The sequence below is a fragment of the Lactobacillus sp. IBH004 genome, from assembly GCF_026185255.2.
GTDB classification, from domain to species: domain Bacteria; phylum Bacillota; class Bacilli; order Lactobacillales; family Lactobacillaceae; genus Lactobacillus; species Lactobacillus melliventris.
Window position 1 is genome coordinate 625,897 of sequence record NZ_CP110217.2, and the last position, 12,912, is coordinate 638,808.

Annotated in this window: 10 protein-coding genes, 1 tRNA gene, 1 pseudogene and 1 other annotated feature; all 12 genes and pseudogenes read left to right on the forward strand. The window is 35.4% G+C overall.

Annotated elements, in window-relative coordinates:
* Positions 1 to 50 precede the first annotated feature (50 nt).
* The 12 genes and pseudogenes from LDX54_RS03240 to LDX54_RS03295 all read left to right on the forward strand — a co-directional run bounded on the left by LDX54_RS03240 (position 51) and on the right by LDX54_RS03295 (position 12,668).
* A complete protein-coding gene (locus LDX54_RS03240) occupies positions 51 to 3,167 on the forward strand; it encodes a type I restriction endonuclease subunit R (protein ID WP_265666870.1) in 3,117 nt (1,038 codons plus the stop codon).
* 126 nt (positions 3,168 to 3,293) lie between these two features.
* Positions 3,294 to 4,178 (forward strand): restriction endonuclease, encoded by an 885-nt coding sequence (locus LDX54_RS03245; RefSeq protein ID WP_265666869.1) that lies wholly within the window; start codon positions 3,294 to 3,296, stop codon positions 4,176 to 4,178.
* A 54-nt stretch (positions 4,179 to 4,232) separates the two neighbouring features.
* Positions 4,233 to 4,544: a hypothetical protein gene (locus tag LDX54_RS03250; RefSeq protein ID WP_265666868.1), complete on the forward strand. Its 312-nt coding sequence runs from the start codon at positions 4,233 to 4,235 to the stop codon at positions 4,542 to 4,544.
* 121 nt (positions 4,545 to 4,665) lie between these two features.
* Complete coding sequence (locus tag LDX54_RS03255; RefSeq protein ID WP_174795300.1) at positions 4,666 to 4,833, forward strand: type II toxin-antitoxin system YafQ family toxin; 168 nt, start codon at positions 4,666 to 4,668, stop codon at positions 4,831 to 4,833.
* 41 nt (positions 4,834 to 4,874) lie between these two features.
* Entirely contained in the window at positions 4,875 to 5,150 is a 276-nt protein-coding gene (locus LDX54_RS03260) for a YbaK/EbsC family protein (RefSeq protein WP_265666867.1), read from the forward strand.
* A 1,171-nt stretch (positions 5,151 to 6,321) separates the two neighbouring features.
* Positions 6,322 to 6,561 (forward strand) — a binding site (T-box leader).
* Positions 6,562 to 6,609: 48 nt separating this feature from the next.
* A complete protein-coding gene (locus tag LDX54_RS03265; protein WP_265666866.1) occupies positions 6,610 to 7,794 on the forward strand; it encodes an amidohydrolase family protein in 1,185 nt (394 codons plus the stop codon).
* Between the two features lie 114 nt (positions 7,795 to 7,908).
* Positions 7,909 to 8,028 (forward strand): annotated as a pseudogene (locus LDX54_RS03270) (pyridoxamine 5'-phosphate oxidase family protein); the annotation flags it as partial.
* A gap of 111 nt (positions 8,029 to 8,139) precedes the next feature.
* Positions 8,140 to 9,141, forward strand: coding sequence for a D-2-hydroxyacid dehydrogenase (locus LDX54_RS03275; RefSeq protein WP_265666865.1), 1,002 nt, complete (start codon positions 8,140 to 8,142; stop codon positions 9,139 to 9,141).
* Positions 9,142 to 9,277: 136 nt separating this feature from the next.
* Complete coding sequence (locus tag LDX54_RS03280) at positions 9,278 to 9,985, forward strand: GH25 family lysozyme (RefSeq protein ID WP_110445816.1); 708 nt, start codon at positions 9,278 to 9,280, stop codon at positions 9,983 to 9,985.
* Positions 9,982 to 11,211 carry a DEAD/DEAH box helicase gene (locus LDX54_RS03285; RefSeq protein WP_265667660.1) on the forward strand — a complete coding sequence of 410 codons (1,230 nt, stop codon included), beginning with the start codon at positions 9,982 to 9,984 and terminating at the stop codon, positions 11,209 to 11,211. The genes LDX54_RS03280 and LDX54_RS03285 overlap by 4 nt, the downstream gene beginning before the upstream one ends.
* Positions 11,212 to 11,213: 2 nt before the next feature.
* The gene (locus tag LDX54_RS03290; RefSeq protein ID WP_110445818.1) at positions 11,214 to 12,542 is read left to right on the forward strand and encodes a PTS transporter subunit EIIC; all 1,329 of its coding nucleotides are present in this window, start codon (positions 11,214 to 11,216) and stop codon (positions 12,540 to 12,542) included.
* Between the two features lie 53 nt (positions 12,543 to 12,595).
* Positions 12,596 to 12,668, forward strand: a tRNA-Arg gene (locus LDX54_RS03295).
* Positions 12,669 to 12,912: the final 244 nt, after the last annotated feature.

Genomic DNA, 12,912 nt, shown 5'->3' on the forward strand with positions numbered 1-12,912 from the left:
AAATTATCATTTAATTAACCAATATCTGTATAGAAAGGAGTGAAATTAATATGTCAAAAGGATATCTTTTAGAATCAGATGTTGAAAATTTAGCCTTAAATACCCTACAGACTGTAGGATATAAGGTGTTTAAAAGTCCCACTTCAAGTGGTCCTAATCCAATTATTGATGCTGCACGTGACAATGATCATACTTCAGCAATATTATTTGATAACTTAAATAAAGCTCTCAGGAGACTTAATCCTGGCTACGAAGAAGAAATTTATAAAGACGCATTTAGACAAATAATTCGATTAGCTGATAATCCGGATATGATGATAAACAACCATTACTTTCATAAGTTATTGATTGAAGGTATCAAAGTAAGAACCACTTTAAACGGAGAGAATCATACAGATACACTATATCCGATAGATTTTGAAAAATTTGATGCTAATGAATTTATAGCTACCAATCAATTTACTTTTGCAGGTAAGAGAGAACGTAGACCTGATGCAACACTGTTTATCAATGGTATTCCTGTAGTTACCTTTGAATTTAAGGACGCTGGGAATATACATGTTGGTATAGAAAGTGGTTACCAGCAATTACAAACCTATAAATCTGATATTTCTGACTATATGAAATATAACGAAATCCTGATTACTTCTGATGGTATTAATGCAAGAGCTGGATCATTAACTGCCGGATTTGATCGTTTTATGAGATGGAGAGCTCCTAAGAATAGTGAATCTGAAGATGAACTGGAATTAGTAACAATGATAAAGTTCATGCTCAGGCCAAAAGATTTACTTAATATCATTGAAAACTTCATAATTTTTGAAACAGACGGCGACAAAACAATCAAAATTCTTGCAGCCTATCACCAATACTATATGGTAAATAAAGCAATTAAAGCTGCTAACAAGGCAATTAAAAGTCACGATGATAAGAGAATTGGGGTCGTTTGGCATACAACTGGTTCAGGTAAGAGCTTATCAATGGTCTTTTTTACTAGTATAGCTGCTCGTAAATTAAACAATCCTACGTTTGTGGTAATTAATGATCGTAATGATCTTGATGATCAACTATTTGATACCTTTGCTGCAGCACATGAATATTTGCGTCAAAATCCTGAGCATGTTGAATCTGGCGATGAATTACGTTCAACGCTGAAAAAACAAGCGGGTGGGATAGTTTTCTCTACTATTCAAAAATTTTCGCCTGATTTTAATAGTGGTGAAACTAAGATGCCTGTATTGACAAAAAGAAACGACATTATTGTTATTGCTGATGAGGCCCATAGGAGTCAATATGGTTTAAAGCCCAAGTTTACTAGTAATGGTTTGAGATATGGCTTTGCTGAGTATCTAAGAGATGCACTGCCTAATGCGTCATTTATAGGCTTTACTGGCACCCCTTTGTCAACAGCAGATAAGTCAACAGTGGCTGTTTTCGGTAATTACATCGATGTATATGACATTACGCAGGCTGTTAATGATCATGCAACCGTAAAAATTTATTATGAAAGTCATGTGTTTCCCCTTAAGTTAAAAAATGATGCGGATAAAAAATATCAAAGGCTTATACAACAAGTTGACTTAGATGATGACCCTACTAATGAAGATAATGCCAGACGAAATCGTGAGTTTTCGCGTTTAGAAGCTTTGGCAGGAGCACAACCACGTTTAAAAAGCATTGCAAAGCATTTTGTGAATCATTTTGAAACTCGTCAAGAAGAAACGTTTGGCAAATCAATGATTGTCGAGATGTCACGTCGTAACGCGGTTAGATTGTATGAAGAAATAATAAAATTGCGTCCAGATTGGGAGAGTAATGATTTAAAAAAAGGCAAAATTAAACTAGTAATGACGTCTTCAGCTGCGGATGGTCCAGAGATGTCCAAGTTTCAAACAAATAAATCCGAAAGACGAATCTTGCAGCAACGAATGAAAGACGATAACGATGAATTACAAATAGTGATAGTCGTTGACATGTGGCTGACTGGTTTTGATGTTCCTTCATTGAATACTATGTACATTGATAAGCCGATGAAAGGTCATAATTTAATTCAAGCAATCGCACGGGTTAATCGCGTATTCAAAGATAAAGACAGTGGCTTAATAGTTGATTATATTGGTATTGCAGAAAATCTAAAGGATGCTTTAAAGGTTTATTCTACAGATGATCAAGGACAAGTTGCTATTAATATGGATAAAGCGCTTGCGGTATTAAAAGAAAAATATGACATTATTACTAATGATTATCTTTATGGAATTGACTATTCTGACTTTAATTCTTCTAATGGTGCAGTTAGACTGAAAGTCACGCAAAAAGTCGCAAATGAAATTTTGCATGAGGATGAACAACGCCAGAAAAAGTTTTTAGACGTGGTTACTGAGTTAGAAAAAGCCTATGCTTTAACTGCAACGCAGCCTCAAGCACAAGCTTATGGTAAAGAAATTGCTTTTTTTAAAACTGTTAAAGTTTTTATTATGAAATTAAAAGCGCCTGATAATTCAACAAACTTTAATAACCATAAGGATATTAAATATCAAATGCAACAGTTGCTTGATCAATCAATTATTTCTGAACCAGATATCGATATTTACAATGAATTGGGTATCAAAAGACAAAGTGTTGATCTTATTTCTGATGAATTTTTGCAAAAAGTCAAAAGCATGCCTGAAAAAGATATTGCGATCACTTTATTAGAAAAGTTACTTAAAGGTAAAGTAAAAGCGATGATGAAAACTAATAAGGTAATGTCAGCAAGATTTCAAGAAATGCTTCAAAAAGCCATTGATGAATACAATAAGCGGGGTATTACTAGTGAACTGGTAATCCGAAAGCTTATTGAAATGGCCAAGAAAATTAATGCTGAACAAGAAAGAGGAAAAGATCTTGGACTTAGTCAGGAAGAAATTGCATTTTATGATGCTTTGGCTGATCATAAGAAGGCAGTTGAAGTTTTAGGAGAAGAAAAATTACATTTAATTGCTCAAGAACTTGTTAAACTAGTTAAAAAAGAGGCTGGTGTTGATTGGGAAAAACGTAGAAATATCCAAGCAAAAATGAGAGTTGCGGTCAAACACTTATTAAGAAAATACGGTTACCCACCGGATATAGCTCCAGCAGCAGTTGACACTGTCGTTGAGCAGGCAGAGTTGATGGCAGCAGATGATTAATACAGCTCTTATGGAACCAAGATAGCAATTAATTTTATCTGCTATGTTTTCTTGAATCAAAAAATTTTGCTAAAATTAAATTAAAGTGTATGAAACAATAATAACTAAAAACAGGTGAGTATTTAAATGGCTAATCGACAAATTAATATTGAAAATCTAACTATGAAAGAAATTCTGATTGCAATGCGTCGTTTGGGTGGTCAGGTAACAAGGCGTGAAATTTGTTCAGATATTCGTGACAATTCCACTGCAATTTCTGAAAAAGAAGTGAATGAAATTAAGGTGTCTAAAAAAACTGGTAATAAATATAAACCTTTTGACTATACGTTTAATTATGCAGTTATGTATTTAGTAAGAACTGGTTTTTTAACTGAAGATGATCATCAAGTAGAATTATCTGAAAAAGGTCGTAAAGTTGATCTTGATACTTTTGATCCGGAAAAGGATGTTCGTCCCTTTTTAGAAGATAATAATTCTCAGGAATTGAAGAAAAAGAACTTGGCCGAAATTGACTCTGCTAAAGATACTACGGATGAAGTCACAGAAGAAGATCAGTGGAGACAAGATTTGCTAGATGCTCTGATGAAAATGAGTCCGAAAAAGTTTGAACTCTTTTGTCGCGGTTTACTTACAAAAATGGGAATCGACGTTGATAAGACGGTAGGCGTTAACTATATTGCTGATGGTGGCCTTGATGGTTTTGGCTATGTTCGTTCAAATGATTACCGTACTACCAGAGTGGCATTGCAGGCAAAGCGCTGGCAATCCAATGTGCCCGCTCCTGAAATAGATAAGTTTCGCGGAGCAATGGATAAATACAACGCGGAATTTGGTATTTTTATTACGAATTCTGATTTTACTCGCGGTGCAATTAAGACAGCACGTCAGGGCACAAGAATTATCACTTTGATTGATGGTGAGGAAATCTGTGACCTGGTAGCAAAATATAATTATTACGTGGAGCCTGTGACTACGTATCGGTTGAAATCATTTTATACTGATAAAGATTAAACAACCTTTATGTTAACTGATTTATCGTTATTGCTTTACAGATAAGGTGATACTATGTCGACTATACAATTTGGAATTAGATTAGATAAGAAAGAAAAGCAAGAATTAGATGATAATGCCAAGCAAATCGGCTTGACGGCTGCTACGGCAGTTAAAATGCTTATCTCTCAGTTTAACCATGATAAAGGATTTAGTTATCCTGTAAATCGTAAAGAGGATAATATATCAGATACAAATTTACCTTCCGAAGTTGAAAAGGCTATAGTAATAGCTAAAGCTGAAGAGTTAGGATTGATTAAGGATAGTAGTATTAAAGTAGATAATCTAGATGATTGGAAAAAGCGGTGGACAGAAATTAAAATATGAAGTACGTTTTGAAAAACCCTTGTAAAAAGGATGGATAATTTACAAAGTATTTTTAATCAATCTACTGTTGATACAATAGATGCAAGGATGATAATTAGGTATGTTTTTGAAATCCTAGCTATTGAAAAAATATACTGTTCATAAAGTTTTGAAAAAACTCTGGAGTGAATACCACGAATTTCATGTTCTTAATGATTTACTAGTAATTTATTATCAGGTGGATGCCAAAAAGCGTTTAAGGATGGTAACTATCACCAATCATAAGGAACTTTCTACTGGTAAGTTATGAAGTAAGATTAAAAATAGCGTCTTTTAAGAAAATAACACCAAATGAACAAAAGCGAAACATTATATTACCTTGAACAATTCGGAATTAAATATGAAATAGTAGAGCACCGGGCTGTTTATAATATGGCAGAAATGGAAAAAATTGCTCTGCCACACACTGAAGCTGATGCTAAAAATCTGTTTGTGAGGGATGACAAGAAACGTGACTACTACCTTTTGACGATTAAGGGCGATAAAAGAGTCAACTTAGAGCAATTTCGTGAGGAAAATGGCACACGCAGACTTAGTTTTGCCTCGCCGCTTGATTTAAAAAATTGAGCATAGAGCTTGGCTCAGTCACAACTTTAGGTTTGTTAAACAATCCTGAGCATGAAATACCGTTTTACCTTGACTCTTTAGTCAACAATCGAGAATCGCTATTCATCCCAACGACAATACAGCTACTATTTGGTTAAAGCCGCAAGCTCTAATTCATTTCATAAAGGACTTGGGCAATCCCGTCAAAGTAGTGAAAATGTCGTCCAACCAATAACTGCTGAATATTAAGACGCAAATTAGCAATTTGCGTCTTTTTTATGTTAAAGACATACAGAATATTTGTTTGTATATATTTATTAAATAAATACCATTAAATTATTAACAAAAGGTAAATATTTTTATTTGTGAATTTAATTGGTTAAATTATTTACTCTTTCATTGTAAAATCTTTTTCGTTGCCGTTAATCTCTGATCAGGACTATGATATTGCTTTAAATGCACAAAGAATTAAAGACCTGAACGCAGCTAATGATGGTAACAAAGCTGATGTTAAAAAAGTAGTTATACGTTTAACTGTGATAATGATTCAAAATATGTAACTTTATCTTGTATTATTTATAGTATCTTTCTTTCTTGTGTATAAACCTAAATTCTCAAAAAACTGTTGTTTAAGTTGGAATAAAAGATATTTATTTAGTCAATGATTTTTAATATAGATTTTAAGTCATTTATAGATAAATCTGCTAATATCTCATCACCGTTGAAATAAATAAGCAATTGATTATAGCAAAAAGTTGAGGCTATATTTTATCCCCTTTCAGGAAAAAGGATTGTTAGTTAATCACTCGGGAAAAGCTGGTTAGGAACTAATTTTATAAAAAACGCATATGAGTAGGGATAGATTAATTATTAGCATTCTGACTGAACATCAAAATAGGAGTATTAATAACTAATTTTAAAATCGTATTTGGAGGTGCGAGTAGTAAAGGAGTTATTAATTACTTAGCAATAAACTAAATAAAAGCAATATCATCATGTTAAACGAGACTATGATTTTAAAAGCATCAGTAAAGCATGACTAAAACGAAAAGTCGTTTTAGCGAATAATTTTTACTGCTCTTTAGTGAAGTTATTTATGCTATACCCCCGAAGAGTACCGCCTAATCTTTATTTTTCTTTTATGGAGTTGACATAATTAAGAAAAAATGATAGATTAAAAGTCAATTAAATAGCAAACATCTTGCAAAGCAGAGTAACTATTTTATTACTAATAAAGAGAGCTGATAAGTTGGTGAAAGTCAGCTAGCAATAAGTAGTGAACATGGGCTTCTAATTGATGTCTATTGGTGATAATCAGCCAATAGCGGAGTTGCATCCGTTATTTTTGCAAGCTATTGTTTGATAGTTAATGAGGTTTATTACGTGAGTAATAAATGAATAAAAGGTGGTAACGCGAGCACTCGTCCTTAAGTAGAAAAGGATGAGTGCTTTTTTTATACAAAAATATGGAGGTTTTTAGATGACTAAAACTGCTTATACTAACGTTAATTTGTTTAACGGGATTGATGACAAAATTCAATCTAATACCACGTTGGTGGTTGATGATGAAAGTGGCAAGATTACCAAAATAGGTGAGGGTATAGCACCTGAAGCTGATCAGACCGTCGATTTACACAATCAATATGTGATTCCTGGTCTAATCAATTGCCATACACATATTATTATGGATCCTTTGACCCCCGATGGTGGTAGTGAATCTGATGTGGTATCTTCTACGGTTCGTGCAGTAAAACATTTGCATGATTTATTGAAATCTGGTGTCACCTATATTCGTGAATGCGGCAGCACGTACAATATTGATATTGCTCTTAATAATTTAATTAAGAAAAATAAGTTAACCAAGGTGCCGGAAATCGTGCCAGCAGGTCACCCATTCTCTATGACTGGTGGTCACGGTGATTTGCCTAATTTTGGTGTGTTGGTTGATTCACCAGATGAAATGCGTAAAGCTGTGCGCCAGGGAATTAAGGCCGGTGCCAAAGCAATTAAAGTCATGGCCACAGGTGGCGTAATGACTGAAAACGATTCTCTTGATGATCCTCAATTAAGTGAAGCTGAAATGCACGTTGCAGTCGAAGAAGCTCACCACAAGGGTTTAACTGTGGCCGCACATGCGGAAGGCAATCCGGGAATTTTGAATGCGATTAAGGCCGGCGTTGACAGCATTGAGCACGGCTTCTACGTTAATGATGAAGAAATTAAGCTGATGATTGAAAAAGGAACATATTTGACGCCAACGATAGTTGGAGCTTGGGCATTTATCGAATATGCACCGGGTAAAATTCCAGACTGGGAAATGAATAAAATTGCGGCAGCTTGGAAAGATTTGCGCGGTAATATTACCAAGGCCAAAAATGCTGGTGTCAAAATTACTCTGGGTACTGATGCCGGCACACCATTTAATGACTTCACGATGACTCCGCAAGAATTACCTTTACTGGTAGAACAAGGTTTCACTAATTTTGAAGCTTTAGAAACTAGCTATAATTCTGCTAAGCTACTAAAAATAGATAAAGAATATGGTTCTTTAGAAGAAGGCAAATACGCTGACTTTTTGGTATTGGATGAAAATCCGTTAGAAAAGATCAGCGCGGTTGTCCAAAAGGATAAGGCTGTTTATAAAAAGGGTAAGAGAGCTTACTAAAGAAAAGCACATTATTTTGTGATTGCGAACAAGTGTTCCATAATAAAAGAAGCTACTGAAAAAGTAGCTTTTTTATTATGGGGGAGAAAAAATGAATCAAAATTTTTAGACTTCATGAATTATGAGGGACCTGTCACCATTGTTACTATTAATGCAAAACCTGCCAGCGTAGTGAACAGTTGGATGTCCTATGTTAAAATCGACAGGAAAAAGTACTGGCTATATATTCCAGCTTATTTTTAAATAAAAATTATTAATCGCTCTTTTTTAAAATTTATCTTTAATTTTATCCTAATTTTAGATACAATAAGAGATATAATTTTTTATCCAAAAGGAGGATTAATAATGAAAGCTTTACTTTACAATATGACCCCGGAGCAGCAGGTCTATGTAGATAAGTGGAACCAAAATCATCCAGAAGATGATTTAGTAACAACTGATGACAAGCTTGATGCTAAGACTGTGGAGATGGCGCAAGGTTATGATGTTGTCAGCGTTTTGCAGGTCTTTGACATAGATGAGGAAGAGGTCTATCGTAAATTGAGCTCATATGGAATTAAGCAAATCGCTTTAAGGTCTGTGGGTTATAATATTATCAATTTTGACTTTGTTCATAAATATCATATGATTGTAACGAATACACCGGCATATTCTCCCCGTGCAGTGGCTGAGAACACTCTGACATCTGCAATGTACTTGTTAAGAAAATGGGGTCCTATTTTAGATAATGAAAAGGAACACCTTAACTTTGTTCGTGAAGAGAATTTAATGAGTGATGAAATCTATAACCAGACAGTGGGTATCATTGGTGTTGGTCGTATCGGTTCTTGTGTGGCAGAAATGTTTCATGCCTTGGGCGCTAAAGTGATTGGCTATGACTTGGTTGAAAATCCTGCTAATGAGGCATTTTTAGAGTATACAGACTTTGATACTGTGGTTAAAAATGCTGATATTTTGACCCTGCATACACCTTTAGAACCTTCAATGGCAGATATGATTAGTGCCAAGCAATTTAAGGAAATGAAGGATACTGCATATTTGATTAATGCGGCTAGAGGGCCTTTGGTTAACACACAGGATCTAATTGCAGCACTCAAGAATAAAGAGATTGCTGGAGCTTCATTGGATGTGATGACTGGTGAAGAAGCAATTGTGATGAAGAAATTCAATGATATTTCTGAATTGCCAGCAGATTACCAGGAATTAGCTAAAATGCCTAACGTAGTCTTTACGCCTCACTCCGCGTACTACACGAAGACTTCCGTCAAAAACATGATTGAACACAGTATGACAGACGTTAAACGAGTATTAAATGGTCAAAAACCAGTTTACTTAGTTGAAGAATAGCTCATAGTTTATTTTTAGTTTAAAAGTTGACCGACCGTAAAGCCGGTCACTTTTTTATTGTTAAGATTGTAGTTGGCAAGTATAGCAAAAAAATTGCTATAATGTACAGGTGTAGAAAAAATTATCGGAGAAAAAGATGAAAAGGTTTCATCATAAGTTTACGTTACCCGCGATTTTAATTTTGCTCATCGTTGCAATCGTCCTTCTTCTCACGGGTATAGCGAATATGCGCAATCAAACTACTTTGCCGCCAAATGGTAATGCGAGTGCGATCGGTGTGGAATTAAATCAGGATTATGGCTATATTGATTTACATGAGTTGCAAGCCAACGGCATTTCATTTGTCTATTTGAGAAGCACACAGGGGCGGTCATACTTTGACGATGATTATTTATTATATAGGGATCAAGTATTAGGAACAAAATTAGCTTTTGGGACAGTTATTGCATACAGTAATGAATCTACACCCACGCAGCATTATCAATATTTTTTGAAAAAAGTAGGCACTGATACCGGTAGTTTGCCAATCTGGATTGAACCAGCAATTGATAACTATGATATTGCATATATCAAGCAAATGGCGCAATTTACCAGTATGCTTTTAAGATTGAATAAGCGCGTTATAGTAGACGTTGCTGTGAAGTACAAAAAGTATTTTCCATATGATGTACAATTTATTACTGGTGGTAGAAAAGCACCAGATAAAATGCAGTATGCATTTTGGCGCTATACCAATAACGGACGGGTAAAATCAGTTAAGAACTTAGAAGATGGGGTAGTTATGTTAACATACAATGGTACGGTTACTCAATATAAAGAAAAATACGGACAGTTAACACAATAATGAAAAAAGAAATTCAAGCAGTTTTAACCAGATTAAAAATGACTGAACCAACTTTGATTCAGCAAGAAACACGCACCCCTATTTTAAATGGTGCAAGTTGTATAGCTCTTGCTAAGACGGGCACGGGAAAGACCTTGGCTTATGCATTGCCATCATTAGAAAAGCTGGAAAAAGGCAAACCCAATAGTTTAGTGATTATTGCTCCCACAACAGAGCTGGCGGTACAAATTCGCCACGCTATTAACCCATTTATTAATGCCCTTGATTTAACGGGCATAACGCTTGTAGGTGCTGGTAATCGCAAGCGGCAGGAAGACAACTTGAAGAAAAAACACCCTGAAGTAATAGTTGCCACACCAGGACGTTTTTTCGATTTCTTTTCGGCTAATCGTATTAAAGTTAATCAGATAAAAACTTTAATTATCGACGAAGCTGACGATGTTTTAGAGTTTAATAAAATGGAATTATTAAGTTCTTTAGGACAAAACTTGGCCGCAGATGCGCAAATCTTGCTTTTTGGGGCTACAGAATCTGAAATAACCAAACAAGCAGAAGATATTTTTGCCCGTAAGTTTATTACAATTGATGTCAGACCGGAGCAGAAATCAACTGTAGCAAATTATTTTTTGCAAATAGATAATTCCCATAAAATTGATTTTATTCAGCGTTTAATGCGTCTTGATGGCTTCAAAGGTATTTTGTTTTTTGATTCCAACCAAACTATGATGCGCTTTGCAGGCATTTTAGCACACACTAAAACTAAATTTGGTATCTTGGCTAATGATTTTGGCAAGCAAAATAGAGCAGCAACTCTGAATGATTTTAAAGTCGGAAAAATCAAGTTGCTGTTAGCAACGGATTTAGCGGCTCGTGGTTTAGATATTCCTGGTGTTACTTATGTGGTAAATTATGATATTCCTAGTGAATTTAACACTTATATGCATCGTGCTGGTCGAACTGGCCGCATGGGGGCAAAGGGATTTGTTGTAAGCATAGGTGACGACCACGATTTTCGTGATCTGAAGAAGTTACTCGCTCGAAGTGTTAAAATTGAACGGGTATATTTTGCCGGCTTTCATTTGTCTACTAAAATGCCACGTAAAAAGGAAAATAAAAAGCGGGACGTGAATGAAGAAAAGCAAAATGCAGCTCCAAAAGAAAAACATAAAAAGCGTAAAAATAAAAATAAGGGGTATCATCCTCATTATTTAAAAAGAAAGGGGTAAAAATGAGTCGATTAGTTGCTTGGCTGGAAGACTATATTTTGCCTTTAGCAAATAAATTAGGGCAAACTCACTGGCTGGTAGCATTAAGGGATGCATTTGTTTCCGTGATGCCGATCACTATTGCCGGTTCAGTGGCTGTTCTGATTAAAAGTTTAATAGCTGCCGCCAAAACCGAACTAGGTTGGAAAACTTTCGCGTGGGTAATGCAGCCTCTTTCTTTAGTCTGCAACGTTGTCTGGCGGGGGACATTTGCCTTATTTGCACTCTTTTTGTCAATGTCTTTAGGTTATCACTTAGCAAAAAGCATGGAGGTCGACCCAGTTGCTGGAGCAATTGTTTCATTATCATCCTTAGCAATGAGTATCGCCAATTTAACCAAACTTAAAGTTAACGGCAAAATTATCCCTGTTCACAAAGCTTTTAATATCTCACAATTTTCCACTACGGGAATTTTTACCGCCATTTTATTTGGAACAATTGGCGTAACAATTTTTGCAATTTGCTTTAGGGCGCGAATTAAGCTTCACCTGTCAGCCAATTTGCCTTATGCGGAACAGATGGCTTTTGATTCGCTTGTTCCAGCTATCATTGCCATTTTCTGCGTGGGTATGATTAACTTTGTTTTTCAGACAATTACAGGCACTTTCTTTGGCAATTGGCTCCTTAATTCAATCCAAACTCCACTGGTAAAATTGGGTCAAGGTTTTGGTATGGTAATGCTTGTAACCTTATTAGTGCAAATTTTCAGCTTTTTTGGTTTTAATGGCCTAAGCGTTTGGGCACCGATTTTAGACTCAATCTGGCTGACTGCACAGAATGTCAATGTTACCGCTGCTCGTGCGGGAAAAGAAGCGCCTTTTATTTGGGTTCGGGGATCATTTGATGCCTTTGCCTGGTTCGGTGGAGCAGGTGGCACGTTGATGTTGATTGTAGCTATTCTGCTGTTTTCAAAACGCAGTGATTATCGTACGATTGCCAAAGTTGCATTGGCTCCAGGAATTTTTAATATTAACGAACCCATAATTTTTGGTTTACCCGTTGTGCTCAATCCTGTGTACTTTATCCCGTTTGTGCTTGCACCGCTAGTTAACGTAGCTTTTGCCTATGGTGTAAGTATGATGAACTTAGTTAATCCTGTGCAAGTGGCGGTACCGACAGTGGTACCACCAATTATTGGGCCATTTTTAGCATGCAATTATGATTGGCGTGCAATTGTACTATCTATTATTAACATGTTAATAGCTTTGGCAATTTGGACGCCATTTGTTTTTGCGGCTGATAAAATCGCTGATTCTAACACGCCACAACCATATTTTACCCGTCAATATTAATTACTAAAAAAATTGGCTTTTAGCGCGCAAATTTGGTAAAGTTAATTTATTGCGACCCTGTAGTTTATCTGGATAGAACAATGGTCTCCTAAACCGTAGAGGTGAGTTCGAATCTCACCGGGGTCATAGATACATCAGTGATTACTGATATTTGTTGTATAACTTTGAGTTCAGTTGTTAACTGACTTATCAAAGTTATTTTTTTATATCACAAGTAGTGAAAATAGTATCACGGTAATAGAGGCTACTATTAACTGTAATCAACAACATTTAAAAAGTCTGACTATCAAGAAGACAATCAGACTAAAGTTTGAAAAATTTGTTATTTAAGTAAATATGAAAATTTATATTTTTGTTTGAGAAATAAAGA